This window comes from Novosphingobium sp. BL-S-32, assembly GCF_056857055.1.
Window position 1 is genome coordinate 2,023,843 of record NZ_CM166477.1, and the last position, 25,105, is coordinate 2,048,947.

At 61.4% G+C, this 25,105-nt stretch carries 22 protein-coding genes; 8 read left to right on the forward strand and 14 right to left on the reverse strand.

Annotation, left to right across the window (positions count from 1 at the left end):
- The first annotated feature begins 191 nt into the window (after positions 1–191).
- Entirely contained in the window at positions 192–2,579 is a 2,388-nt protein-coding gene (locus AC1VVK_RS25350; RefSeq protein ID WP_482905917.1) for a TonB-dependent receptor, read from the forward strand.
- Positions 2,580–2,765: 186 nt separating this feature from the next.
- Here the strand turns inward: AC1VVK_RS25350 and AC1VVK_RS25355 are convergent, their stop codons facing one another.
- The 10 genes from AC1VVK_RS25355 to AC1VVK_RS25400 form a co-directional block, all read right to left on the reverse strand.
- Positions 2,766–3,311, reverse strand: a complete 546-nt coding sequence (locus AC1VVK_RS25355; RefSeq protein WP_482905918.1) for a MarR family winged helix-turn-helix transcriptional regulator — start codon at positions 3,309–3,311, stop codon at positions 2,766–2,768.
- On the reverse strand, positions 3,308–3,967 hold the full coding sequence (locus AC1VVK_RS25360; protein WP_482905919.1) for a cytochrome b/b6 domain-containing protein: 660 nt from the start codon (positions 3,965–3,967) through the stop codon (positions 3,308–3,310). The genes AC1VVK_RS25355 and AC1VVK_RS25360 overlap by 4 nt, the downstream gene beginning before the upstream one ends.
- Positions 3,964–4,287, reverse strand: coding sequence for a high-potential iron-sulfur protein (locus AC1VVK_RS25365; RefSeq protein WP_482905920.1), 324 nt, complete (start codon positions 4,285–4,287; stop codon positions 3,964–3,966). The genes AC1VVK_RS25360 and AC1VVK_RS25365 overlap by 4 nt, the downstream gene beginning before the upstream one ends.
- Positions 4,284–4,676 (reverse strand): VOC family protein, encoded by a 393-nt coding sequence (locus AC1VVK_RS25370; RefSeq protein ID WP_482905921.1) that lies wholly within the window; start codon positions 4,674–4,676, stop codon positions 4,284–4,286. The genes AC1VVK_RS25365 and AC1VVK_RS25370 overlap by 4 nt, the downstream gene beginning before the upstream one ends.
- Positions 4,677–4,777: 101 nt before the next feature.
- Positions 4,778–6,118: a DUF1552 domain-containing protein gene (locus tag AC1VVK_RS25375; protein ID WP_482905922.1), complete on the reverse strand. Its 1,341-nt coding sequence runs from the start codon at positions 6,116–6,118 to the stop codon at positions 4,778–4,780.
- A gap of 16 nt (positions 6,119–6,134) precedes the next feature.
- The gene (locus AC1VVK_RS25380) at positions 6,135–7,826 is read right to left on the reverse strand and encodes a DUF1592 domain-containing protein (RefSeq protein ID WP_482905923.1); all 1,692 of its coding nucleotides are present in this window, start codon (positions 7,824–7,826) and stop codon (positions 6,135–6,137) included.
- A complete protein-coding gene (locus tag AC1VVK_RS25385) occupies positions 7,823–9,025 on the reverse strand; it encodes a hypothetical protein (protein ID WP_482905924.1) in 1,203 nt (400 codons plus the stop codon). Before AC1VVK_RS25385 ends, AC1VVK_RS25380 begins: the two co-directional genes overlap by 4 nt.
- 20 nt (positions 9,026–9,045) lie before the next feature.
- Positions 9,046–9,855, reverse strand: coding sequence for a COG4315 family predicted lipoprotein (locus AC1VVK_RS25390; RefSeq protein ID WP_482905925.1), 810 nt, complete (start codon positions 9,853–9,855; stop codon positions 9,046–9,048).
- Position 9,856: 1 nt separating this feature from the next.
- Positions 9,857–10,282 (reverse strand): c-type cytochrome, encoded by a 426-nt coding sequence (locus AC1VVK_RS25395; protein WP_482905926.1) that lies wholly within the window; start codon positions 10,280–10,282, stop codon positions 9,857–9,859.
- Between the two features lie 354 nt (positions 10,283–10,636).
- Positions 10,637–11,206 carry a helix-turn-helix domain-containing protein gene (locus AC1VVK_RS25400; protein WP_482905927.1) on the reverse strand — a complete coding sequence of 190 codons (570 nt, stop codon included), beginning with the start codon at positions 11,204–11,206 and terminating at the stop codon, positions 10,637–10,639.
- 65 nt (positions 11,207–11,271) lie between these two features.
- Here AC1VVK_RS25400 and AC1VVK_RS25405 point away from each other — a divergent pair, with 65 nt between their 5' ends.
- Together AC1VVK_RS25405 and AC1VVK_RS25410 are read left to right on the forward strand one after the other, a co-directional pair.
- Positions 11,272–12,111 carry a DMT family transporter gene (locus AC1VVK_RS25405; protein WP_482905928.1) on the forward strand — a complete coding sequence of 280 codons (840 nt, stop codon included), beginning with the start codon at positions 11,272–11,274 and terminating at the stop codon, positions 12,109–12,111.
- Between the two features lie 297 nt (positions 12,112–12,408).
- The gene (locus AC1VVK_RS25410) at positions 12,409–13,527 is read left to right on the forward strand and encodes an IS110 family RNA-guided transposase (RefSeq protein WP_482905929.1); all 1,119 of its coding nucleotides are present in this window, start codon (positions 12,409–12,411) and stop codon (positions 13,525–13,527) included.
- Between the two features lie 432 nt (positions 13,528–13,959).
- Here AC1VVK_RS25410 and AC1VVK_RS25415 read toward each other — a convergent pair whose 3' ends face one another.
- The 3 genes from AC1VVK_RS25415 to AC1VVK_RS25425 all read right to left on the reverse strand — a co-directional run bounded on the left by AC1VVK_RS25415 (position 13,960) and on the right by AC1VVK_RS25425 (position 15,409).
- Positions 13,960–14,325: a hypothetical protein gene (locus AC1VVK_RS25415; protein WP_482905930.1), complete on the reverse strand. Its 366-nt coding sequence runs from the start codon at positions 14,323–14,325 to the stop codon at positions 13,960–13,962.
- 325 nt (positions 14,326–14,650) lie between these two features.
- Entirely contained in the window at positions 14,651–14,914 is a 264-nt protein-coding gene (locus tag AC1VVK_RS25420; RefSeq protein WP_482905931.1) for a hypothetical protein, read from the reverse strand.
- A 189-nt stretch (positions 14,915–15,103) separates the two neighbouring features.
- Complete coding sequence (locus AC1VVK_RS25425) at positions 15,104–15,409, reverse strand: hypothetical protein (protein ID WP_482905932.1); 306 nt, start codon at positions 15,407–15,409, stop codon at positions 15,104–15,106.
- 1,051 nt (positions 15,410–16,460) lie between these two features.
- Between AC1VVK_RS25425 and AC1VVK_RS25430 the strand changes: the two genes are divergently transcribed.
- From AC1VVK_RS25430 to AC1VVK_RS25450, 5 genes are read left to right on the forward strand one after another with little or no spacing between them, the layout of a single operon-like run.
- Positions 16,461–17,558 carry an LLM class flavin-dependent oxidoreductase gene (locus AC1VVK_RS25430; protein ID WP_482905933.1) on the forward strand — a complete coding sequence of 366 codons (1,098 nt, stop codon included), beginning with the start codon at positions 16,461–16,463 and terminating at the stop codon, positions 17,556–17,558.
- A 12-nt stretch (positions 17,559–17,570) separates the two neighbouring features.
- Positions 17,571–18,887, forward strand: a complete 1,317-nt coding sequence (locus tag AC1VVK_RS25435; RefSeq protein WP_482905934.1) for an acyl-CoA dehydrogenase family protein — start codon at positions 17,571–17,573, stop codon at positions 18,885–18,887.
- Complete coding sequence (locus tag AC1VVK_RS25440) at positions 18,884–20,161, forward strand: acyl-CoA dehydrogenase family protein (protein WP_482905935.1); 1,278 nt, start codon at positions 18,884–18,886, stop codon at positions 20,159–20,161. The genes AC1VVK_RS25435 and AC1VVK_RS25440 overlap by 4 nt, the downstream gene beginning before the upstream one ends.
- Before the next feature lie 11 nt (positions 20,162–20,172).
- On the forward strand, positions 20,173–22,053 hold the full coding sequence (locus AC1VVK_RS25445; RefSeq protein WP_482905936.1) for an ABC transporter ATP-binding protein: 1,881 nt from the start codon (positions 20,173–20,175) through the stop codon (positions 22,051–22,053).
- Entirely contained in the window at positions 22,040–23,905 is a 1,866-nt protein-coding gene (locus AC1VVK_RS25450) for an ABC transporter ATP-binding protein (RefSeq protein WP_482905937.1), read from the forward strand. Before AC1VVK_RS25445 ends, AC1VVK_RS25450 begins: the two co-directional genes overlap by 14 nt.
- 44 nt (positions 23,906–23,949) lie before the next feature.
- Here AC1VVK_RS25450 and AC1VVK_RS25455 read toward each other — a convergent pair whose 3' ends face one another.
- Positions 23,950–24,987 carry a sigma-54 interaction domain-containing protein gene (locus AC1VVK_RS25455; protein ID WP_482905938.1) on the reverse strand — a complete coding sequence of 346 codons (1,038 nt, stop codon included), beginning with the start codon at positions 24,985–24,987 and terminating at the stop codon, positions 23,950–23,952.
- Positions 24,988–25,105 lie beyond the last annotated feature (118 nt).

Below are 25,105 nucleotides of genomic sequence, written 5' to 3' on the forward strand. Positions count from 1 at the left end.
GGTCGCCTCTGTACAGCGCAGAGCCCATATCGGCGACAAGCTCAACCAAGCCTGATCTCGACGAAGGTGCCCCAGCCATCGCCGTAGCGAATACGGCTATATCGGGATGAACTTGTCCGACAAAAAATTGACACCCCCCTCCTATCCGCCAAAGCAATTAAACGAGTCGTACAATATATGGGAGTGATTGAATGAGGGTTCATGCGCTTTGGTTGTGCTCTGCGGCATTGGCGGGTTTTTCGGCGCCTGCTGTGGCGCAGGACAAATCACCCGAAGTCAGCGATGGAGAAGTCGGAAGCGTCATCATCGTACAGGCACGGCGCCGCGATGAGGATGTGCAAGATGTACCTGCCGTCATCGATACCGTGACCTCGGATGAAGTCAGCAAGCTCAACTTGCGCGATTTCAAGGATGTCTCCACGATCGTGCCGGGGTTGCAACTCACGACGGAATCCAACGGCACCGGCGGTAACGCGCGCATGCGCGGCGTCAATTTCGACATCACGGCAAGCGGTAACAATCCGACCGTTGAATTCTATTTCAACGATGCTCCGATCACTGCCGGTGTAATCCTGCAGCAAATGTACGACATCGGGCAGATCGAGGTCCAACGCGGCCCCCAAGGCACGCTTCGCGGCAGGGCTGCGCCGTCTGGCTCCATCACTGTCACCGCCAAGAAGCCCGATCTCTATTCATTCGGCGGCACAGTCGACCTGACAGCAAATGACATCGGCACCACCAACTTCAAGGGTGCCGTCAACATTCCGATTATCGAGGGTATTGCCGCAATCCGTGCCGCCGGCGTCTGGGACGAAGGCGATGGCGACCGCGTTCGCACGATCTTCAGGGATCAAGATCCTTTTGCGCGAACCAAGAGCGGACGGATTTCCGCGCTGGTGCAGCCAACTGACTGGTTCAAGGCTGAGGCGCTGTATCAGCGCCTGGACAGACTGTCTTATGCCTATGATCAGGTGGCATCCTTTAGCGAGGTCAATCCCGACGCTCCGGCAAGCCCGATCTTCATTTCGACGAAGGACCGCCTCTCCGATCAGGAGAACGCCCGAGAAATCCGTCAGGTTTACGATATCTACAATTGGCGCGCGGAAGCGAACCAGTGGGGGCAGACCCTGATTTATCAGGGGCAGCACTACACACAGAAGATATTTTCCACGGCCAACCAGGATGGTGCCAACTTCTTCCCTGGGGACGTGTATCAGACCACGTTTTCTCACCCGGCTTCGACATCGCATGAAGTTCGCATCCAGAACAGCGAGCGCATGTTCGGAGTTTTGGACTATGTGGCAGGCTTCTTCGACTACAAGAACAGTTCACCAACCGAGTTGACGTCACCCACGATGATCGGCCTGCCAACCGGGCAGCTGCTTTCCGTGGTCTATACGCCGATCGAACGCGTCGGATCCTCCCATGAACAGTCGTTCTTCGGCAACCTGACGGGACATATCAGCGACGCGTTCGAGCTTTCGGGGGGCCTGCGCCACATCGACTACACGTCGAATGACGAAACGATTGTGAACGGAAATACGATTTCCACGGACGGCCAGGATGCGAAGAAGTGGATTTACTCCGCATCGGCAAAGTACAACATCAATCACGACCTGATGGTTTATGTAAGCACCGGAAGCTCGTGGCGCCCAGGCATCAATGTAGTCGGCGACTTCAACCTTGCCCGCTCCGCGCTCGAGGATTCGTTCACGAACTTGCCGGCAGAATCCTCCAAGTCGTATGAGCTCGGTGTCAAAAGCACCCTGATGGACGGCAGATTGCGGGCCAACCTCACCGCCTACCATCAGAAGTTCAAAAATTATCCGTACCGCGTTGGCGGCCAGGGCGTCTACTTCATCAACACCGTTGCCCTTCGCAATGCAGCGGGTGCCGTGACCGGGCTTGCACAGCAGGTATCGCAGTTCAATTTCGTCGGGGCAGTTCCCGTTGAAGTGAATGGCCTCGAGGGCGATCTCAATTTCAGCGTGACGCCGCAGTGGTCTGTCGGCCTCGTCGGCAGCTACTCGCTCGGCAAGATCAAGAACGGGACAGTGCCCTGTAACGATTTGAACGGAGACGGCGTACCGGATTCGGTCACATCTGCTCCCAGTCTGGCTCAGTTGCAGGCAGCTGTCGGCGCCAACAATGTCGCATCCTGCCAGGTTTCGCAGCGTTCCGGTTTCCAGGCGCCGTTCAGCGCGTCAGTGACCAGCGAATATATGCTCCCCATTTCCCACAAGGTGGATGGGTACCTGCGCGGTCTGTTCAGCTTTAACGGGCACTCCCAGACGGATCCGACCAACCAGTTCGACGACGTCGGCGCTTACGGTTTGCTCAACCTGTTCGCCGGAATCAGGGATCCGAAGGGAGCATGGGAAGTGTCGCTGTTCGCCAAGAACATTTTGGACACGACCAAAACACTCTCGCGAACGAATCCCTTGTCCACGAGCTATCTGATCCCGACAGGCGCCACCAGCACCATGGCGGCCACCGCGACCAGCACATACACCGGCGTAACGGCAACGGCGCCTCGCGAATTCGGCATCAACGTGCGCTACGCTTTTGGCTCTCGCTGATACCTCCGAGTAAGCTCTCTCCGAGCTAACAACTGGGCGGGGGTCTCATGACCTCCGCCCTTTTTTCGTCGTAAACGTGGATCCGCAGTGAGCCGACTACGACGCGCTAGCTATCGGCTTATCACCCAATCAACGACCTGATGTCCATTCTTCAGGTTGGCTTCCCGGTAACGATAAGATGGACGATCAGGACCGGTCGAGAGCCCCGTCATCACCTGCGGCGTCGCGAGGACGAGAGACATTCATCAGCATCCGCGCGAACAATCTGATCTCTTCCAACGAATATTCTCGCAAATTTTCGCGGATGCTCTGTTCCAGTGCTCGTCGGACCTCCTCACTGGCCTCCCGGCCCTGCGCGGTCAGACTGAGTTCGGCACGCCTACGATCATCTTTGCCGGGCGTGCTGCCGATAAGTCCGGCAGCATTGAGCCGATTCAGTTCCGCCGTCACCAAGCTTCGCCCGATCCGGAGCAGCGAAGCGAGGTCTTGCGGGTAGGTAATCCCGCGATTGATAGCGCTGAGGATGTAGCATCCGCGAGGCCCAAGATCGTATCGCTCCGTGACCTCCGCCGTCGCATCGCCAATCGGGCGCCCCGCAAAGACCAGCCCTTCGATGACCGGGGCGATATCGCTCCATTCTATCTCGTCATCGGCACCTTTCGGTCGCTCAGTATCCCCTTCCTGGGGGGAAAACGCGCGCCTTAAAAGCTCTTCGCGCGGTGTACCTTTCACAAACCGAAACCCTTGCTGACCGACCAGGCCAGCAAGGTAGCAAGTAAGGCGGCAATGACAAAGGCAACCGGGTGCCCCGGCTTCATTTGCTGCTGCGCGTCGCCGATCCCCGGATCCCGCCCGCTGAGCATCGGCGCAACCAGGTTTCTGCCCCGAACGACGAGATAGAAGGCTATGGCGACGATATGCAGCGCCACCAGCGCAAGCAGCAGATTGAAACTGAAGGCATGGACCTCTGCCGCCAGACGGCCCTGATCGAAGGTAACCAGGAACGACAATGGGCCGGATTCAAGGCCATCGACATCCGTCGCAAAAAGTCCCGTGCCGATCTGTACGGCCAGCAAAAGCAGCATCACGATCACGCTGTAACCGCCCAGCGGATTGTGACCCAGGCGCGGACTGCCCCGTCCCCGCAAATAGGCAATCGCCGCGCGCGGGGACGCGAACAGGGCGTGCAGGCGAGCCGTGCTGGCGCCGACGAAGCCCCATATCAAGCGGAACGCCAGCAGGCCAAGCAGGCTCAGGCCCGAGATGTAGTGCCAGTCCATGTGCCGGTTTTCCGCGCTCCACCAGGAGAACGCGAACAACAGCACGAGAAACCAGTGGAACAGCCGCGTGGGCAGATCCCAGACTCGGACGCTCGTTCCAGCACTCATTTCGCCGCCTTCTTCGCGAACGAATTGCAGACGCCGCCATCATTGACCGGCCCGCCCGACAGCATCTGGCAGGTCCCGCAGCCTGTCGCAGTTGCCGTGAAGAATGCACAAGCCGAACAATGCCGCGCGGGATCGGACGAGGCCTCGATATAACCGAGCGACTTGCGGCGGCTCTTCTGCGTGAAGGGCAGCGACGCCGGATCGTAGCAAACGGGCGCGGCACCCTGGGCAAAAGCATCGCTGCCAAGGACTATTCCCACGGATGCGGCGCCCGCCACGGCAAATGCCTGCGCAAGAAGTTGTCTGCGAGAAGCGGTCATTGTGCATGCTCCTTGCCGCCGCTCTGGATCACTTCGATAGGATAGCCCTCTGGATCCAGAAGCTGGAGAACCGAATACCCTTGTGCGACTTGGCGTACCATTTCATGAGGGAAACCGCCGGCATCGAGCCGGGCAACCAGCGCATCCATGTCGCTGATGCGCAGCACGATGCGATCAAACGCATTGCCATGCGTCAGGCGCGCGGGACTGGCCGGGGCGCTGTCGTGAACCAGAATCAGCCCGGCTTCCATCGGGTCCCGCGAGAAGCGCAGCATGTATTCGCGCCGCGTCCCGTGATCCAGAGTCATGCCCACCTCAAGTCCGAACGCCGCCTTGTAGAAGGCAAGCTCCTTGTCGATGGCGGCGGCATTGAGCACTGTGCCCACCATTCGGACCGAGCTCGAAGCCGGTGCTTGCTGGGCATGGGAAATCACGGGCCCGAACGCCGAAAGGAGCGCCGCTGTTGCAATAGCGATGGACGAATACGGCCTCATGCAACCAGCTCCGCGATCGATTTGCCCGTCTCCATGCTTTTGGCCCCCCATTTGTCGACCGGCACACCCATTACCTGTTGCAAGGTAAGCCCCACGCGGCTGACCGGGGTCCCCATGCCGTCCACGTAGATGCCGGTCTTGATCCGCCCGCCACCGCTCCCTGCCGTCATCATCGGGATATTGTCGATGGTGTGGAACTTGGCGAATTCGGTCTCCGAATGCGCAAAGACCAGCGTGTTATCGAGCAGGGTACGCGATCCCTCCTGCACTTTGTCGAGCGCCCCGACGAAGTAGGTCCACGCCTCGAAGATGCGATTGAGGAAGTAGGTGGCCTCCGGTTGATAGCCGAGCCGGTTGTCGAGTGCTTCTTCATGGGTGAGTTGATGGTGGGTGATGGTGCTGCCGATCCGCGTGAGCGAGGAAGCGCCGTTGTTGAACATCATGTTGAACACGCGCGTCTGGTCGCATGCGAGCGCCATGACGAGCAGGTCGGTCATCAGCGCATGGTTGTTCACCACATTCTCGATCTCCGCATTGACCGCGCGATCGGCAACGGGCTTCGGCACCAGACAGGCCTGAAGCGGCTCGGGCTTGGTCAGTTCCACTTCAAGCTGGTTCTCAAGCTGGCGTACCGACGTGTAATACTGGTCGAGCTTCTGCCGGTCCGCCGCCCCGACCGCGCCTTCCAGCGACTGGCGCTGTTCGGTCACGGCCGAAAGGACGCTGCGGCGCGCCATCACTTCGGGATCGGGCGTGAACTGGGCGCTGTTGGGATCCTTGAAGCCCGTGCCGAACAGGCGGCGATAGAGCCCGGCCGCCGATCCCTCCGACGGGTTGAGATTGCCCCCACCCCGCCCGCTCAGCGAGTTGCGCGGATCGCCCGAGGCCGAGGTCTCAAGGCTGCGAAAGCGCGTGCGCGAGCCAATCCGGTCGCCGATGGTGACGTCGAAGCTTTCGCCGGGGAGCCCGCCCTCCGCCGTGATCGCGCGTCCGGTCCGGATCGCCGGGCCGCCCGAAACGTGCGGCAGGTTCGGCGCTCCATCCAGCATGACATTGAAGTTGCCCAGGATATTGATCTTTCCGGCATGCGGCTTGATCACTTCCAGTTCGGGCTTGAGGTCATATCCCGGCCCGGCTTTGTCCGGAAACCAGCGGGTGGGATTGACGCCAAGCCCCCAGAACCACGTGCCGAAACGGACCGGCATCGGCGCGCCGGTCGCGGCAAGCGCCTCCCCATTGCTGTCGAGAAAGATATCGAGGAGCGGAACGCCCACGGTAACGGCGGCGCCGTTCAGCATGCCCTTGAGGGCAAAGCGGCGGGACATGTCGAATGCCATGATGATCCTCCTGTCGTTAGCGCCGACTGGCCACTTGCGCGGGGCCGGCCTTCAGGTCTTCGCGGGGAATTTCGTAGGTTTGAGGCAATGTCGCGACCGCCTCGACGAGCTTGCGCAAGCGATAACCGTCGCCTGCAAAACGGCTTTCCAGCTTCTCCACGAGTTCACCGTCCTCGCTGGACCTGCCGGTCGCGTATTCCAGCACGCGCGAGGTCACGCACATCGTCGCATCCTGGCTGGCGGCGATGGTCTTCCCAAGGCCGTCGCCCCCGGTGAAATGGGCATCGTCCATTGCTCCCGAGACATCGATCGGCGCGTCGTTCTCGCTCGCCCGGAATGCGCCGATGCCGTCGAAGCGTTCGAGCGGAAGTCCGATCGGATCGGTGATCTTGTGACAGCCTGCGCAGACCGGGTCGGTAGTGTGCGCATCGAGGCGGATGCGGGCCGTCGGCATCGCCCTGTTGGTGACATCCTGCACTGCGGTGAAATTCACATTGCCCGGCGGATTGGGCACGGGCTGACACAGCAGCAGCTCGCGGATCGCCCGTCCTCGGAGCGTTGGCGAACTGCGGCCGGAATGGGAATACATCGCCAGGAAGCCGGCGAGCCCCAGCAGCCCGGACCGATCGGAGCCTGCGGAAAACTCGTAAGGCACCCAGCCCTGCGATTGGCTGACGGGAACCCGATAGAGCGCGCCCAGCGGCCGATTCATCCAGGTTTTGCGAGTGGTGAACAGCTCCCTGTAGTCCCCGTCGCCGTCGAGCAGCTGCGTGCTGATCGTACGCAGCATTTGTTCGGGGAGTGCCTGCAGCACGTCCTGATTGAAGTAGGGGTAGATCACCGGGTCCTTGGCAAGCTCGTCGAACTTCTCGAACAGCAGCATGTCGGAGAAGAAGGCCCTGAGGCCCTGTTCGAAGCGGGGCGAGGCGACCATGTGCTGGACGATTGCCGTGAGTTGCGGCTGATCGGTCAGCTTGCCGGCCGCCGCAGCATCCAGAAGACTCGCATTGGGCGTCGAGTTCCAGAGCATGAAGCTGAGGCGCGCAGCTCGCGAGCTATTGTCGAGCCGCAGTATGCCGGGTTTCACCGGATCGGCCTCGGCCGTCTCCACCACGTAGAGAAACCAGGGCGAAACCAGCATGGAACTGAGCGCGAGTTCCAGCCCTTTCGCGAAGGACTTCGTGGGGCCAGCCCCCTCGCCCGCGATGCGAACATAGAGCGCCAGTTCCTGCTCGGTCAGCGGGCGGCGGAACAGCAGTCGGCCCAGCGGCGCCAGCGTCCGCCGTGCGCAATCGGCGTCCGCACTCGCCGGATCGCTCGGTGTGCATGCCACGAACTGCCCGCGATGGTGCTCATCGAAGACCTGCCGGGCGATGTCGCGGGCCATCGCATCGAACTGCTCCAGCCCCGATGGCGAAATTGCCGCACTGCGCGCGCCGGAGGCGATCAATTGATGCGCCGGACGAACGATAGGCTCGAACCGCCCGGCCACGCGGATATCGGTGCCGAAGATGTCGGCAATGGAATTGCGATACTGGGCTTCGGTCAGCCGGCGCATGCCGACGACTTGCGGCCCCTCCAGAAGTGTCTGCGAAGCGTTCGCCTCGGCATGGACCTGTGGAATGGTCGACCCTGCTCCGCCAAACCACAGAGCACCGGCAAGCGCAGCGGCAGCGATCCCGAGCGGCACGAAACGTGAAGGTCTCATAGCGCCTGATTCCTGATTGGACGGGCCGCTACCGGCACGTCGTTGACGAAGGCCGGCACAGCGCGCAGTTCCATGGCGCTTGAAACGCCCGTGCACTTACCGGTCTTGGGATCGCGGATGCCGTCCGCATACTTGCGCAGCGTCGCAAGCGTTCCAGCGCAATCGATCCCGGCCGCCAGCGCGGCCCCCACGCCGCCGATCGACGGGCTCTGGATCACGTCAAAAACCGGGCGATAGCCACCGACCAGACCGCGCAGCGACCCGTCCGACTGGAAGGCCAGACGCAACTTGGCATGGCGCAGATCATAGGCCGTGCGCGTACCGCGAATATCGCGCGCGCCCCCCTGCCCCCAGGTCTGCGTCAGCTTGATGTCCTGGGGATCGGTCATCAAAACGCCGGCCACGATCCGGCCATGGAGCACGTTGCGGTGTCGAGGCGGCTTGTCGGAGATCGTGAAACTGTAACCGGGCAGGAAATTGCCGTGGCTGTCGAGTTGCGGCCGGTCCGGCGTATTGCCGTAGATCACCTCCACATCGTCGTCGTTCTCAAGACTGTCTACACCGCGCAGCAGGATGACCTGCGTCCATTCGCCCGAGGCATGGAACTGGCGCATGCCGGTCAGAAGGTCTCCGCCGATGCCGTCCTTGCCGCGCCATTCGAGCGTGCAGCCCATCACGCGGTATTCCTGATTGTCGATGCCGGTGCGGCCGTCTGGCGCGGTGAACTCTTCGTGGTTGCAGCTCTGGCCCGGAGCGTCGCCGTCGAGATCGAGGCCGCCCGCATTCGCGCTCTGCACCGTCTTCAAGAGCGGCCGGTCGAACTGATCGGGCTGTGAACAGATATTGGTGCCGTTCGGTCCGTACACCGTTGCCTGCCAGCGCTTGGTCAGTTCGGGCTCATTTTCCTTTCGCTCCAACCGCACGCGCTCGTCAGGCGACAGCGACGCAAGATAGGTCTCGCGGATCTTGGGGCTGGTTCCGGTTGGGCAAGCAGCCTTGTCCTGAAGCACCGGGGGCACGAAGTCCTGAACGACGAAGCCCATCACCCCGTCCGCCGGAGGCTCCGGCAGCTTGCCTCCCATCGCATCGGCCTGCGCTGGAGCTTGCGGCGACAGTAAGGCGCCGACACCGATCACTGCGACGAACGTGCAGCCCATGACCCCTAAAAGCAGGCGCCCGCGCACTTTTCGATTATTCACCTTGCCTCTCCCTTACAATCTCAGGGCCGCAGGATCTTGGCTCCCGGCGGCACGGCATGGGGATCGCTCTCCGCTGCCACGAACACGCGCTTTCCCTGCAATGTCCATTCCGGGCCATCGCCGGCGAGGGCGACTTTCCAATCCCTGGAGCCGCTGCTCGCCATCGGCGCCGGCAGCGGGTGCCATCGGCAATCGCGCTCGCATTTTCCCGTGAACAGGACGCGGCCGTCCTTGTCCGTCAGCGCGTAAGCGCCGTCGACAAATGCGGTGGTAATCCCGCTCGGTGCATCCAATTGCGGGACGGCCGGCACGTATTTCAGGGTGTTCCAGGTCATGCCGTCCGTTCCGTCGAACGCCGTCGACGCCCGGTTACCCGAATGCCGGGTGAACACGAGATGCCATCCCTTGTAGACCCACTGCGGCCCCTGCGCGCCGACAATGACCGTCCAATCGGGTGCCTTGCGAGGATCCACATAGCCGTCGGCATCGACAGCCTTGCCCGAGCCACCTGGGAAGCGGATATTCGGCGCGGCACCGGCCGGTGCAAGCAGTGGCTGCCAGTCCTGTTCGCAGGCTCCGGCGCAATACTTGCTCGGATCCGGCGCCCAGCGCAGGACCGTGCGCATGTCCATGCCATAGAGCACTTCGCCCCGGGCATCGACATAGACGCTGCCATCATCGGTCCGTTTGGTGCGGATACCGGCAGGCAATTGCGATCTGTCTGCCGCTGCGATCGCGAAATCGGCGGGCTGCGCGGTTGCGCCGGCCGGAGCAATGGCGGTGATCGTGGCGGCAAATGCGGCAAGCATCGCCGCAGGCTCCCGGCTCACCTCAGCCCTCCGGTGCGCGGAAAGCGTCGTGGCAACTCTTGCAGGCTCCGCCGAGGTTTCGTGCGCTGACCTTGACGGCTGCTTCATCCTTGGCGGTGACCGCTCGCTGCAGGTCATCGGCCGCCTTGGCGAATGCATCCTGATTGGCTCTGAATTTTGCCGGCTGCGCCCAGATATCCGGTTTGGCGCGTGTCTTCACGCCCGCCTGAGGCCCACTGCCCTGAGGAAACCATTCATACTGACCGCGCGAGGCATTCCGGATCTGGCGCACGGATTGCGCCAGCAGCACCCACTGAATATCGCCGCGCAGACCATCGTTCACCGCTTTGAACGCCGCCCCAAGCTCGCGGTAATTGTCCACCCTCGATCGGATCGTATCGGCAGGTGCGGCAATCAGGGGCGTGGCGATCGCAACCAGCGCCAGCATAGCTGCGCCCGTCGGCCAAATGGCTCTCATGGCATTCTCCCGTCCGGCTATTTTGTCGTTGGGAGGAATATTGATTCAATTTTTGAACTAGTCAATCGCTACGTTGAGTATTTTTTTGAAAGTCGGGAGATTTTCCGCGCAGCCTTAGACCGTTGCGCGCAATCCTCAGAAGCGCGCGGAATTCCGACGTCCCTCAATCGACATTCGTCACAAGAGAACTGCGGCGGCTAAATTCTCGCGCACATTATCCTTGCAAGGATGCACGACGGTCGCGGCCGGCGGCAAATTTCCGACCGTGACCGGCGCAAAAAACTACGGCCAAAAATGAAATTATCCGCGCACCTCTTCCCGGAATCAAAAAACTCCGAGGCTGACGAAGTGCACGACCTTTCTGCCTTCGTTGACGTAAGCGTAGGTCTGATCGCTTTCGTAGATCAGAAAGTCTCCTGACCTGATGGTTGCATTGCCATCGGGTTTTTCAAGCCGCAGCTCTCCTTGCGAGACTATGATGATCTGTCGCCATCCATCAGGATCGGGATCAGCCGGATATCGCTCCCCAGGAGCAAGACTCCATTCCCAAAGCTGCGTTTCGCGAACTGCCGGAATGCTCGCACGCAACAATCCCATGCTTGCCTTGTCCACGCCGCGCCAAGTCACAGCATCGATACGTTCTTTACGCGTAGCAGGATCCGCGATCATCGCCGCGAGACTGACATTGAGCGCTTCAGCCAGCCTCTCTAGATTGGACAGGCTGACATTGGCATCACCGCCTTCCAGATTGACGATCATCCGCCGGCTGACCCCGGAAGCCTTCGCAAGCCCTTCCTGGCTCAGCCCTGCTGCCAGACGGATCCGCCTGAGGTTGCTGGCGACGTGTGCGAGGACGTCGCCTCGGCCAACTTGACTGTGCAATATACTGCTCATAGACGCGCATTATGATGCATCAACCACTGTCCCGTAAAGTGGCCTTCTCACGCCAGGAGTTGGCCTTGATTGCGATCACTTTCCTGTGGGGCGGGACTTTTCTCATTGTCCATCTCGCTGTCCAGCAGGTCGGCCCCCTCTTCTTTGTTGGCGTCCGGTTTCTGACCGCGGGCGCGCTTAGCCTGGTCTTCTTCCACAAAGCGCTTCTGGGCGTGACCCGGACCGAGCTCGTTGCAGGCAGTATGATCGGCGCATCGATCTTCTTGGGATACGCGCTTCAGACATTCGGGCTGCAAACGATCAACAGCAGCACCTCTGCCTTCCTGACTGCACTTTACGTCCCCATGGTACCGCTTCTGCAGTGGGTGATCATGCGCCGCCGCCCGAGAGCAATGACTTGGCTCGGCATTTTCCTCGCCTTCTCGGGTCTTGTTTGCCTCGCCGGTCCTGGTGTTCTCCATATCGGGCTTGGCGTTGGCGAACTCGCGACTCTTGTCAGTGCCGCGGCGATTGCAGGCGAGATTCTGCTCATCGGGCAGTTCGCGTCCCAAGTTGATAGTGCGCGGATTACGACCATCCAGCTCCTTGTTGCCAGCGCACTCTCATTCCTCGCGATGCCGTTCGCGGGGGAAGCTATTCCCACTTTCGCCTACACGTGGGCTGCGGCTGCGCTGGGCCTCGGGATCATGAGCGCGATAATCCAGTTGACTATGAACTGGGCACAGAAGTCCGTGTCACCTGCACGGGCAACAATCATCTATGCCGGTGAGCCAGTATGGGCCGGTATCGTTGGGCGTATTGCCGGCGATCGATTGCCGGGTCTGGCTCTCTTCGGCGCTCTACTCATCGTGATCGGTGTCATCGTTAGCGAGCTTCGGCCACGCGCCTCTGCCCAGCAAGGTTGACGCTGTTGAAGTTCCGCGAAGGACACCATCCCGGCACCAAGGCCAGGGCTTGGACTTTCTGAGCGAGATCGTGTCCCGGAGGATGGTAGAAATGAACTGCCAATCCCACTTATTTAGCCGTGAGGCTGAGTCCGCGGTCGGCTGCGCGCCCCGATTCAATCATTCGGCAGCTGCTTTGATGAACCTGAAAGACCGTATGTTCGATTGGTGAAGGTGGCCCGCCCCCACGGTAAGCTAGGATCGGGGGTTGCGCCGGAAGGGCCGGCGCCGTGCCCCAAGCTTAAGCGAGGGCGGACCATGGAAGAGCATAGCGAACTTTTCGTCGGACTCGACACGTCAAAGTTGAAGATCTCGGTCGCAATTGCGGAAGGTGATCGGACTGGCGAAGTGCGGTTTTTTGGTGACATTTCGTCGGAGCCTGCATCCGTAGCCGCGATGGTGGCGAAGCTGGCAAAGCGCGGGGGCAGGCTTCACTTTTGCTACGAGGCTGGACCGACCGGATACGATCTCTATCGCCAGATCCTGGGGCTGGGTCATGACTGCGAGGTTGTGGCACCGTCACTTATCCCCAAGCGTCCCGGTGACAGGGTGAAGACAAACCGGCGTGATGCCTTAAGCTTGGCGCGGCTCCACCGTGCTGGCGAGTTGACACGAGTATGGGTGCCCGACGAAGCGCATGAAGCAGTACGCGATCTTGTACGGGCGCGCGAAGCCGCCAACGACGCGCTGAGAAGAGCACGCCAGCAGCTTCAGGCATTCCTGCTACGACACGGTCGGATCTACAAAGGCAAGGCGACATGGACAAAGATCCATCGTCGATGGCTGGCCAAGCAAAGCTTCACGCACCCAGCCCACCACATTGTGCTCGAGGAATATATGCGAGCGATCGAGGATGCTGAAGTCCGCTTCGAAAGGATCACCAAACAGGTTTCCGAAACGGCAGCCTCCTGGTCGATGGCCCCCGTCGTCAACGCCTATCAGGCGATGCGCGGCGTTGCATTCCTCACCGCTGTCACTTTTGTTGTCGAGATCGGGGACATACGTCGCTTTGACAGCGCCCCGCAGTTGATGGCGTATCTGGGACTCGTGCCCTCAGAAAGTTCGACTGGGGAACGGGTGAGGCGCGGCGGCATCACGAAGGCAGGCAACATGCGGGCGCGCCGGGTGCTGGTCGAGGGCGCGTGGACATATCGCTTCCCGGCTAGAGTGAGCCACACGCTTCAAGCTCGCCTGGAAGATCTGCCAATCCCTGTGCGGGAAATCGCCTGGAAGGCGCAAGTCAGGTTATGCGCTCGCTATCGAAAGCTTATGGCGGCCGGGAAGCGAAAGGCGGTCGCCGTAACCGCGATTGCGCGCGAGATGGCGGCGTTTCTTTGGGCCATTGGGCAAGAGGTCTCACCCGCCGCACAGGACTGAGGCGGACGCCTGCAACATAGTAAGGAGAAAATCGAAGCCGATATCATCTGTTTGATGTACGAAGTTGGGGACAGGGCCCCGGTGGGGAACCCTCGCGTCCGCTTTGTGGCGGACTATTAAAGTCTATGCCCGACCAAAAGACCGAGGCAGCCCCGGACGAACATACGGAAATGCGGTATCCAACCCGCGAATAAGAGTGTGCCAACCGTCGTCTAAAGCCCTGTCTCCTACTTCGTGCACCAAACTTTACTTTCAAATTTCGTCGTCAGCGACGAAAGGAGACTGTCATGTCAAACGCTCTTGAAAACGAACATAAGAGCGGTCGGTCTGCGTTTCTACGCCGCTAGGATAGAATTGCCTGAACGATTGGCAGCTATCGGGAAGTCCTTGAGCAGGCGCTGAATGACAGAAATGTTGGGCTTGCTGCCGCTACTATTTTGGCGCGCAGTTGGTCAGCTTAGTCAGGGTCAAGCCGGTGCTGGCAGGCCAAGCTTTTACATGGGTGCCACTACCTTCACGCGTCAGGTCTACACGCACTTTCGCACCGCCTGCGTAATCGCTTACTGAAAAATAAAGCAGCCGAACGAAGTCCGGACGGTCAGGCTGCTGGTAAACGAACGGCACGTAGCTGTCGGGCGCATCGATCAGGCAGCGCTCTATGTCGTAGATGGCCCCTGCGGACACGTACTCTTCAAAAGGGCGATCGTCGAATTTTGAAACTGGGCCATTTGCAGCGAGAGCCTCCGCGGGAGCTGTTACGCTTAAAATCGCAAATATGTAGTGCCGGGCGATCATCATTCGACTCCTGCTTTATCAAAGAAAAATCTAGCACCTATTCAGCGAGAGTCGACGGCGTCTGCCGTCAGGCCGGTTTCGGATTAAATCATTTAAAGACAGCCGGTCGGCTACGCGCCCATTCCGGTCGCTCAGCGGCCATTTTGACGACACCCAGAGCTGACGTTCTGCTTTTCAGAATAGCCCCTGGCGAACGGCAACTAATGGCGATCTGTCTGACCCGCCCGAACGTCTCGGATGTTGGGGTGTCCGGTCAGTCCGGTTTCGCGCGCAGAAAGCGCGATAGCTGCCACTGGCCCGCCGCCATTCGATTGGAATGCGTGAGTGGTCAGTAGTTGTCAGCGACGAACCTGAAAATCCCTTGGCCGGCCAGATATAGGGCGATGCCAAAGACCATCATTCCAGCGCCGACTAATACGTCATTCCAGCTATAACCTTGGTTCAGCCCCAAAACGAGGTCGGCTAGCGCGTAGCAGGTGATTGCTCCAACAACGATCTCATAGAGGACGAGAACGGCGCGCGACTGCAAAGCGATGCGACGAACATAAGCATTTTCGTCGCCCCTCTTTTTCCGTTTCAGCTTTTCGCCCACTTTCTACGCCTTCTCCCTTGGGCGTTTGTTCAACCACCCGGCTATGCGAACCTAGGTCCGCTATGGGGGCCAAGCAAGTAGGTGGGCAATGACCGCGATGTCGGCGTGTCCGGAAAGGCAGGTTTCCGGTTAAAACTCTGAAAATCTGCCATTCTGCTTTGTTGGGGAAGTGGACGTTGACGAGAGAGATCAATCTTTCGGCAAGTACCCCTGCTGCTGATCCAGCCATTCAGCCATCTCATTACAGGCGGCTGTTCTACCGGGGAAGGCCGTAGCTTCGTTGCGCAAAATGTTGGCCGCAGTGCCTAACTCTTCGAACAGAGCGGCCGGAGTATGGCCTTTGTTTTGAAAATATGCGCCTGTGTCGATAACCGCCCGGCGAAACCTGTCGAAGTATTCCGCACTAATATCGCGATAGCTCTGGATCGAGGCCAAAGCCCCAAACGATTCTGATTGGACGCGCTCTAGCGCGACGCGGTCGTCTTCGTTCATCATTTGCCCTCCGTGAAAGTGCAATGCACCAGTTCAGCTACGTCCGCAAAGTTGGCTGATCCGGATAGCCGGCTTTCGGATTAAAATCCTGAAAATCTGCCATTCCGCTTTGCCTGGGGAAGCGGAATGGCGGCTTTTAGCAGCCCTATCGCCCTTAGCGGACGTGGCGCGGATTATCCTGATAGGTCCATGTACGTATCAAAGCGAAGGCGGCAGCGCCGAAAAACAAGCCCATTATGAAATATCCGATCCACACGGGCACCGTGGATTGGGTGTTCACAAGCCAGACCACAGCGTCCGCGGAGGCCCACAGTAACAGCGCGGGGAGTGATATTCCCCGAAACATCGAAATCCAGCCGACGCGCTCGCCTACGTAGATTACAATAAGAGGGACGAGGGAAACCCAAAGCCATGGACTGGCAAGGTCATGAACACCCAGCTTGTCGAGAACGAACACACTGCCGGCATATAGGAAACTTAGACCCGCCAATTTGAGCCTATTCGTCGAATTGGAAAGCACCGCCGCCTCTCGTAGTCCGCAAAAATTTCCCGCGAGAATGGCCGCTATCGGGATGTTCGGCAATGTCGAATATGCCGGCTTTGTCGGCGTGTCCGGAATGGCAGATTTCCGATTAAAACGCCGAAGCAATTCGCGACGCCCAAATCGCAATGGTGCAACGCATATCGTCCGGCTCTCGCTGGGGAGACATGCGGTTATGCTGCTCCCTGTCACAGCACTTACCCGAGCGGCGCCAACACCGGCCGTCACTTCCATCGATCGATTTTCCCCCTACCCGATCTCAAATCTGGCAAGATTTATCATCCTGCTCATAGGCTAGGGGGCGACGGTTGCAACATCACTCCGGACAGCAGCCTGCTCTGATTTTTCAACACCTACCCAACGATTACTGCGCAAATCTGAACTAAAGGCGGTACCCTTACGGAAATCGAACTGGCGACAGTGCCGGTGAACGGCCACTATCACCAAATTGGCACACCTCTTGATAGGCGATGAGCGAATTGCGCGTCTCGCGCCCCAGTCAGAGGTACAAGAATGCCGGTGGAGTTTGTCGGGGCGCTGGCCGCCCGCAATCAGTTTCTGGGGCCGGCCGGTGGTGGGCAGAACCTTGATCTCGACTTTCTACGAGACCTGGCCCGCGCGCATGAGCAAGCCGACTTTGACAGGGTGTTGATGCTCGGCGGCGGGGAATCCATCGTCGCTACCGGCTTCGCTGCCGCCCACACCGAAAAGCTGGGCTTCATGATTCCGTATCGTCCCGGCCTGACGACGCCGTTGCACGCGGCCAAATCGCTCGCCGCGCTCGATCATGTAACCAGTGGTCGTATCCGCGTGCACGCCATCACCGGCATCACCGCAGAGCCTGGAAGCGGTGACTTTCTGACTGACAAGGACGCCCGCTATGCCCGCACCAGCGAGTATCTCGATGTCCTGCGCCGCGCCTGGACATCTCACGAACCGTTCGATCATGAAGGCGAATACTATCAGCTCAAAAACGTCTTCACCCCGATAAAGCCGCTGCAACAGCCGCATATCCCGGTGTCCTTCGGCGGCTCTTCGGATGCCGCCTACCACGTCGCTGCTAGGCACTGCGACCTCTATGCGCTTTGGGCCGAACCGCTGGCGGACGTGAAGGAGCAGATCGGCAAACTGCGCGCCGCAGCAGCCGCTATCGGCAAGCCTGCCCCCCGCATCAGCCTCTCCGTGCGCCTGATAATCGGCAAGACCGAGGAACAGGCCTGGGAACGCGCACACTGGATCGCCGGGCAACTGGCCAGCAACCGCCACAATGCTCCGCCAAACCCGCTGTTTCACGGCGTCCAGGGCACCGGTACCAAGCGCCTGCTAGCTGCGGCGGAGCGCGGCGAGCGGCACGACCGCTGCCTGTGGATGGGCACCGCGACGGCCGTTGGCGCAACCCACGATTCCACCTCCCTCGTCGGCACGCCCGGCCAGATCGTCGCCGCGCTGCTCGACTACTACGATATCGGCGTCACCACGTTCCTCAACCGGGGTTACGAGCCGCTATACGATGCCGTGGACTATGGCCGCTGGATCATCCCCGCCGTGCGCGAGGAAGTCCGCCGCCGCGAACTGGCGGCCGCCAGCGCGCACGAACTGCAAACGGCCTGAGCGGGAACAAGAATGACCGGAACCATCCTTCCCCCCCGCCTTGCCAGCGAAGCCGAGGCCATCGCCGCCGCCCATGCCGCAGCGGAGAAGATCGCCTTGCTGGCCCGCGACGCCGTCCGGAATGACCGCATTCCATACGAAGCGGCCGAAATCCTTTCCGCCTCCGGCATCACCAGCATCTACGTGCCGCGCGAACTCGGCGGCCTTGGCGCATCGATCGAAACGGTCGTCGAAACTGTCCGGATCATCTCTGCGGCGGACGGCGGCGTGGGGCAATTGCTGCAGATCCACAACGTGATGATCCGGGGCGTTTTCTCCCGCCCGGACGATGCCTTTCGCAAACGCCTGATCGCCGACATCTTCGCGGGCAAACGCTTCGGCAACGCGCTCGCCGAAGGCAAGGGGAAAGGCATGGGCGGCGGCACGCGCCTGTCCCGCGACGATCAAGGCATCTTACGCCTCAATGGCCGCAAGACTTTCGCCACCGGCTGCTATCTTGCCGAATGGATTTCGATCTCTGCCGTCGGCGACGAGGGGCCGGTGGGCGTACTGCTTCACCGCGACGCACCGGGCCTTGTCCTTGCGGATGACTGGGATGCCTATGGCCAGCAGCATTCGGTCAGCGGCAGCATCAGCTTCGACAATGTCGAAGTCGATCCCCGATTCGCACCCGGGCCCAGAGCGGGAGACGCTGCGAATTTCATGCCGCGCACCGGCCTCACCTGGCCGCAGATCCTGCACGCCGCCATTGATACCGGTATCGCCCGCGGCGCGCTGGAGGCCGCCACCGCTTATATCCGTGACGCCATGCGCCCTTGGCCCGAAGCCGGTGTCGCCCGCGCCGCGGACGAGCAGTACACGATCAAGACCATCGGCGAATACGCGGTAGCGGTCCGCGCCGCGGAATCCTCCCTGCGCTATGCCGCGCGGACTTTCGATCGGTTCAAGGACGATCAGGACAACCGGGCGCTCGAAGACGAACTGATCCTGGCCGTCGCCACCGCCCGCGCCCAGTCGGATGCCGCATCAATTCATATCGGCAGCGACCTGTTCTCGCTCACGGGCGCCAACTCCACGCTCGATCGCTGGAACCTCCACCGTTACTGGGCCGACGCGCGCGTCCATACGACCCATGACCCGATCCGCTGGCGCATCCACCACATCGGAAACTTCTACCTGAACGGCGTCCCGCCTGACGAATACGGGCGCGCGGCAAGGCTGCGTCAGCAGGAGATCGCCATCGCCACGCATTCCAACCCCTCGCATTCTCACATCCCCAAATCGAAAACGGCGACGCAGACCGTCGCAAGGGAGAATTCGCCGTCATGAGCGTGCCACCCGAAAGCCAGGTCCTCGACCACGCGACGCCTCCCTCGCCGCCCGGCGCGAGTGGGTTCTCCAGCGAGGCGGAAGCCATTGCCGCGGCGCACGACGCTGCTGCCCTGATCGCCGCGATCTCGTGCGATCCTGCCCAGCGCAACCGCATTCCCTATGAGCAGAGCGCCATCCTTGAACGGTCTGGGATCACGACTGTCGCATTGCCTCCCGAGTACGGCGGGATCGGCGCGTCGGTCGCCACCGTCGTCGAGATCACGCGCATCATCTCGGCGGCCAATGGCGGCGTCGGTCAATTGGTCCAGATCCACTTCATGATGCTGCGCGGCCTATTGCGCCGACCTGCCGATCCCCTGCGCGACCGAATTCTGACTGATGTCCGCGCGGGCAAGCGCCTGGCACATGCTGCGGCCGAAGTGGGCGGCAAGCACAAGTTCGATACCCGCGTCCGAGCCGAACGCCGAGCCGACGGCAAATGGGTGGTCAACGGCGCCAAGTTCTATGCCACCGGCAGCTATCTGGCGCAGTGGATCTTCTCGGGTGCCAAAAGTGAAGAAGGGCAAATCGGTTTCATCATCCATCGCGATACGCAGGGCCTGCTACTCGACAACGACTGGAATGCTTTCGGTCAGCGCCATTCGATGAGCGGCGGCGTACGCTTCGTCAATCTGGTCCTTGACGCAGAGCAGGTAACGCCTCCCGCCGCCGGCACACCGGCAAAGCCGGAGCGCACCGGCCTGACTTGGGCACAGATCCTTCACGCCGCCATCGATGCTGGCATCGCTCGAGGCGCGTTCGAGGCGGCGATCGGCTATCTCAACGCCCATTCCAACGTCTGGATCGACGCCGATGTGGAGCGCGCGGTGCAGGAACCGCTCATAATTAAGCGCATTGGGGATTATGCCGTGGCATTGCGCGTCGCAGAATCTCTGCTGCGCGACGCTGCCGCACTCTACGACACTTATATCGTCGCCGGTCGTCCCGAAGCGCTGGACGACGAATTGATCCTGTCGGTCGCCGCCGCGCGCGTGAAAACGGACGAGGCGGCACTCTTGATCTCCAGCGACATGTTCTCGCTACTCGGCGCAAGCTCTTCCTACCGCAAGTTCAATCTCGATCGCTTCTGGGTCGACGTACGCGTCCACACTACGCACGATCCCGTCCGGTGGCGCCTGCATCATGTTGGCGACTACTACCTGAACGGTACGCCGCCGCATGAATACTCCGCCGCCGCCGTGCGCCGCCCTGCCCCGCCGTCCGGCGATTGACCCAGGCCGACATGACAATCGCAACCCTTACCGCTGCCCCGGATCTCAAGCCCGAGGATGCAGAACCCCAAGGCGGAAAGCCATCTTCGCCCCGTAGCAGCATTTCACCGCTGGCCGGCTATCCGCTGCTCCGCAGTCTCGCCCTCTATCGGACGATCCCAGTGCTGTTCACCGTCACGCTGGCGCTGTTTACATTCGTCAATCTCAGCCTCGCCCTCCAGCAATGGCTGGTCGGCCGTGCACTTGACGCGGTAAACAGTGGCAAAGCCGCAAGGCGGCTTGCCGATGGCAGCATCGACCTCAGAATTGCCCTGCACTGGGCCACCCTGCTGATAGCTCTCGCCGCAACGCGCGGCGTGGTGCAGTACATCGCGGGCATGTGCAGCATCCGCGCCAGCCAGTCGCTGCTCTCGACCCTGCGCGAGAAGATACTGCTGCAGGTGCAGTCGCTTCATCTCGGCTACCACTGGCAGCACGGCATGGGCGAGATGATCACCCGCACCACCCGCGATGCCGACAAGCTGCGCGACGCACTGGTCGCCTTCTGGCGCCAGACGGTGGAGACCGCGCTGGTGGTGGGCGCGGCCATGGGTCTGTTGTTCTTGTACGACTGGCGCCTTGGCCTCGTGCCGTTCCTGTTGACCGTGCTGGGCTTCCTGATCTTCGTGCGGCAGACCGACACGCTCGTCGTGCTCGACCGCAATGTCAGCGATGCCTACGATCAGGTGAACCAGGACCTGTCTGAAGGCATCGGCGGCGTCCGCGTCATCAAGTCTTTCCGGCTGGAACAAGGGCGCATTCGCAAGTTTCGCGGCCATGTCGGGTTCTTTCTCGATCAGTCCCGCCATGCGCTGGGCTGGTGCAGTTCGCGCATTCCGATACCGCAGGCGGTGGTGGCACTGGGCCATGTCTGGATCCTTGCCTGCGGAGCCCATCTCGTCGCCGCCGGCCGGCTGGGCGTGGGCGCGCTGGTCTCCGCCCTGCTGATCGCAACCACGCTGGTCTTCCGGGTCGAAACGGTGGGCCGCGTCATGCGCATCTTTGCCGACGCCCGCGCCTCCGCCGCACGGATCTGGGATTTGCTGGACGAACAGCCGGCGATCGTCGGCGGACGCGAGGTTCTGCCCGGCGGCCCGCTCGGCTTCCGGCTAGAAGCGGTGCGCCTGCTGGCGCCGGGCGGCGACACCGCCGTCCTTCAGGATTGCAGTCTCACCGTCGAACCGGGCCGGATCGTCGCTCTGGTCGGGGCGACAGGAGCAGGCAAGAGTTCGCTGGCGTCGCTGCTGCCCCGCCTTGCCGATGTAAACGGCGGTTCGGTGGCGATCGGCTCCGACGCGCTGGGCTGGCACGATGTGCGCCGGCTCGATCTTCCCACGCTGAGAAAGCGCGTCCATGTCGTGCCGCAGGACATCTTCCTTTTCTCCGATACGCTGGCCGCAAACCTGCGCGCCGCCGCGCCCGATGCCGATGACGGCGCACTGGAAGAGGCGCTTGCCCTTGCTGGGGCCGGAGAATTGCTTGCGCGCCTGCCCGATGGCCTCCAAACCCGGATCGGCGACCGCGGCGTTACCCTGTCCGGCGGCCAACGCCAACGCCTCTGTCTGGCCCGCGCGCTGTTGGCGCAGCCCGATATTCTCGTCCTCGACGATGCCACAAGCGCGCTCGACGCCGTCACCGAACGCCATGTGCTGACGGGTATACGCGGCCTGCGCGCTGCCCATGGCGGGCGTATGACGGTGCTGCTGATCACCAGCAAGCTGTCGTCGGTCCTGCTCGCCGATCGCACACTCGTTCTTGCCGCCAGCCGCATCCGCGCCAGCGGCGCGCACGAGGACCTTCTTCACGACCCGCTTTATCGCGACCTGCTGGGAATCGACCGTGCCGCCGCCTGACAACAAACGTGTCCTGAGTGACATCGAAATCGAGGAAATGCTGGCGCGCAACGCGCTCGATCGCGGCATGTTCGGGCGCCTCGTGCCGCTGCTGGGACCGGTGCGCGGCCAAGTCGTCAGCGTCTTCGCGCTGGAGACGCTGCTGGTCGGCATCGTCTTCGCCCGCCCCTGGTTCATCGGCCAGCTTCTGGACCATGGCCTTGTCAAGGATGCCGGGGGCTGGACGCTGGACGAACGCCTGCTTGCCTGGCTCAGTCTCGGCCTTGCGGCCACCTGGCTGGCGCGTTTCGTCTTCGCGGGACTGTCCGGCTATCTTGCCGGTTCCGCCGCACTGACCGTACTGAACACCCTGCGCATCCGCATTTTCGAACATATCCAGGCGCTCAGCGTCGGCTATTTCGACCGGACCAAGGCGGGCCGTATTCTCTCCCGTGCGGACCGCGACGTGGACGCGCTGGAAGCCCTGCTGGTGCAGGGCCCTCCCGACATGCTTTCGGCGATTCTGCGGTTTGCCGGCGCGGCATTGATGCTGTGGGTCATGTCCCCTCTACTGCTGCTGGCGCTGGCGAGCGTGGTTCCCATCCTTGTGGCCGGCACCTGGCTGTTCAAGCGTGTTTCCCAGAAGAGCTGGGCTGTAGTCGCGGAAAACCGCAGCCGCTTCACATCCCACCTCGTCGAGACAGTCTCGGGGGTGCGCATGATCCAGCAACTGGTGCGCGAGGAGCCCAACAGGAAACGTTACCGCGAACTGCTTTCGGACTTCGACGGCTCCCTCGTGCGCGGCAATATGCGTTCAGGATGGTTCGCCCCGCTCAGTGGGCTGCTCAATGCCGCCGGCATGGCGATGATCCTCTTGGTCGGCAGTTATGGCCTGCTCGAAGGGCAGATCACTCTGGGCCAGCTCGCGCAGAGCCTCTTCTACGTCATGCTTTTTCTCGGCCCTTTGCAGGACCTGAACGACCTGTTCGAACGCTACGCCTCCGGCTCTGCCTCAGCCCAACGCATCTTCCTCCTGCTCGATACCCGGCCCGATATCCTCGACCACGAAGAGCCTATTCCGGTCCCAGTCCTGCACGGCGAAGTGGAATTCCGCTCGGTCGGTTTCTCCTACGCCCCCGGCACGTTGCCACAAGTGCTGCACGATCTTTCGCTGCACATCCATGCCGGCGAAGTCGTGGCCGTGGTGGGAGCTACGGGCCACGGCAAGAGCACGCTGGTCCAGTTGTTGACGCGTTTCTACGAAGCCCAGAGCGGCCAGGTCCTGATAGACGGGATCGACGTGAAACACATGCGCCAGTCTGACCTGCGCCGCCATGTCGGCGTGGTGCTTCAAGACAACGTGCTGTTCAGCGGCACCGTGCTCGACAATCTGCGTCAGGCCCGCCCCGAGGCGAGCGACGATGAACTGGTCGCTGCCGCGCGCGCGCTGGATGCCCACGAAGTGCTGGCACGCCTTGCCTATGGCTACCACACGCAAGTCGGGCCGCTTGGCGCGAACCTCAGCCATGGTCAGCGTCAGCTGGTCTGCCTCGTTCGGGCCTACCTGACCGATCCTGCCGTTCTGGTGCTTGACGAGGCGACGTCCGCCGTCGACGTCCATACCGAACGCATGATCCAGCGCGCGCTGCGCCGCTTGTGCGAAGGGCGCACCGCGATCATCATTGCCCATCGCCTTGCCACGATCCGCGATGCTGACCGCATCGCCGTGATACGCGAAGGTCAGGTTGTCGAACTAGGCAGTCATGCCGATCTCACGGCTAGAGGCGGCGCTTACGCAGCGCTCTACGAAGCCTATCAGCGCCAGAGCGGCGACCTGATCGATGAGCGCCCCACGCTCTCGGCAGCATCCTGACAGTTGTGAGGGGCGCGGCGGATCCTGCCATCCGCCGCGTTCCCTTATTCGCCGATCAGCCCAGCATTTTTCAAATAAGTGCGGATTACGTTGCGCGTGACGCCAAGCGCCTGCGCGGTTCGAACCTGATTTTCATTCGACGAGGCAAAGGCCTCGCGAACGGCAAGATCGATCAGCCGGTCCAGTAACTGTGGCTCTCCGCAACCGATGAGCTTCGCAAGTGTGGCGCGAATCTGATCGAAGCCTTCGGCATCCCGCGCAGGCATCGGCCCCTCGACCTGCCTGTGGCTGGGCAATCCAAGGTGTTCGGGCTCGATCAGCTTGCCCGGAGCAACCAGGCTAGCCCGCTGGATGACGTTTTCCAGCTCGCGAATATTGCCGGGCCATGCGTAGTGGAAAACAAGATCTTCCGCATCCGGGCTCAACTCGATCGCCGGAGAAGCGGATTTCTCCCCATAGACCCCCAGAAAGTGCCGGGCCAGCGGCAGGATATCAGCTCGCCGTTCGCGCAGCGGGAGCAACGGCAGGGTGACCACGCCAAGACGGTAATAGAGGTCCTCACGGAATTTCCCGGCCTCCACTGCCGCGCGCAGATCGACGTTAGTCGCCGCGATCAATCGCACGTCGAGACTGACGGCACGCCGCGCGCCAAGGCGCACCACTTCGCGTTCCTGCAGGACGCGCAGCAACTTGACCTGAAGCGACTGCGGCAAATCGCCCACTTCATCAAGGAACAGGGTCCCTCCGTTGGCTGCCTCGAACCATCCTTCCCGGGCGTTGTGCGCACCAGTGAAGGCCCCTCGTTCGTGCCCAAAAAGTTCGCTTTCGATCAACGTCTCGGAAAACGCCCCGCAGTTCACCGCTACGAATGGCCGGTCTGCCCTTCCGCTCTGCTGATGGACGTGTCGGGCAACCAGTTCTTTACCAGTGCCCGTCTCGCCGGTGATCAGGATCGTGGCATTGCTGGGGGCCGTGCGTTCGATCAGCGGCAGCAGCGCCTTCGATCGAGGGTCTGAGAAGATAAACGTCCGCGCCCGGATGGCCAGGGCCGAAACTTCGAATTTCAGGATCGTGTCGCGCATGTCGAAGGTCCCACTTTTGTCGCTCCTAGCATTCAAGCCAGTGCGGTGGTCCGCTTCCACTTGTCGAGAACGAGGCTAACACAGATTGTCTACTAAAACAGTTGAGAATTATTGAGCG

Coding starts and splice junctions, on each gene's coding strand:
- AC1VVK_RS25350 (WP_482905917.1), top strand. CDS start 192: ATGAGGGTTCATGCGCTTTGGTTGTGCTCTGCGGCATTGGCGGGTTTT.
- AC1VVK_RS25360 (WP_482905919.1), bottom strand. CDS start 3,967: ATGAGTGCTGGAACGAGCGTCCGAGTCTGGGATCTGCCCACGCGGCTG.
- AC1VVK_RS25365 (WP_482905920.1), bottom strand. CDS start 4,287: ATGACCGCTTCTCGCAGACAACTTCTTGCGCAGGCATTTGCCGTGGCG.
- AC1VVK_RS25370 (WP_482905921.1), bottom strand. CDS start 4,676: ATGGTGGGCACAGTGCTCAATGCCGCCGCCATCGACAAGGAGCTTGCC.
- AC1VVK_RS25375 (WP_482905922.1), bottom strand. CDS start 6,118: ATGGCATTCGACATGTCCCGCCGCTTTGCCCTCAAGGGCATGCTGAAC.
- AC1VVK_RS25380 (WP_482905923.1), bottom strand. CDS start 7,826: ATGAGACCTTCACGTTTCGTGCCGCTCGGGATCGCTGCCGCTGCGCTT.
- AC1VVK_RS25395 (WP_482905926.1), bottom strand. CDS start 10,282: ATGCTGGCGCTGGTTGCGATCGCCACGCCCCTGATTGCCGCACCTGCC.
- AC1VVK_RS25400 (WP_482905927.1), bottom strand. CDS start 11,206: ATGAGCAGTATATTGCACAGTCAAGTTGGCCGAGGCGACGTCCTCGCA.
- AC1VVK_RS25410 (WP_482905929.1), top strand. CDS start 12,409: ATGGAAGAGCATAGCGAACTTTTCGTCGGACTCGACACGTCAAAGTTG.
- AC1VVK_RS25415 (WP_482905930.1), bottom strand. CDS start 14,325: ATGATGATCGCCCGGCACTACATATTTGCGATTTTAAGCGTAACAGCT.
- AC1VVK_RS25425 (WP_482905932.1), bottom strand. CDS start 15,409: ATGATGAACGAAGACGACCGCGTCGCGCTAGAGCGCGTCCAATCAGAA.
- AC1VVK_RS25430 (WP_482905933.1), top strand. CDS start 16,461: ATGCCGGTGGAGTTTGTCGGGGCGCTGGCCGCCCGCAATCAGTTTCTG.
- AC1VVK_RS25435 (WP_482905934.1), top strand. CDS start 17,571: ATGACCGGAACCATCCTTCCCCCCCGCCTTGCCAGCGAAGCCGAGGCC.
- AC1VVK_RS25440 (WP_482905935.1), top strand. CDS start 18,884: ATGAGCGTGCCACCCGAAAGCCAGGTCCTCGACCACGCGACGCCTCCC.
- AC1VVK_RS25445 (WP_482905936.1), top strand. CDS start 20,173: ATGACAATCGCAACCCTTACCGCTGCCCCGGATCTCAAGCCCGAGGAT.
- AC1VVK_RS25455 (WP_482905938.1), bottom strand. CDS start 24,987: ATGCGCGACACGATCCTGAAATTCGAAGTTTCGGCCCTGGCCATCCGG.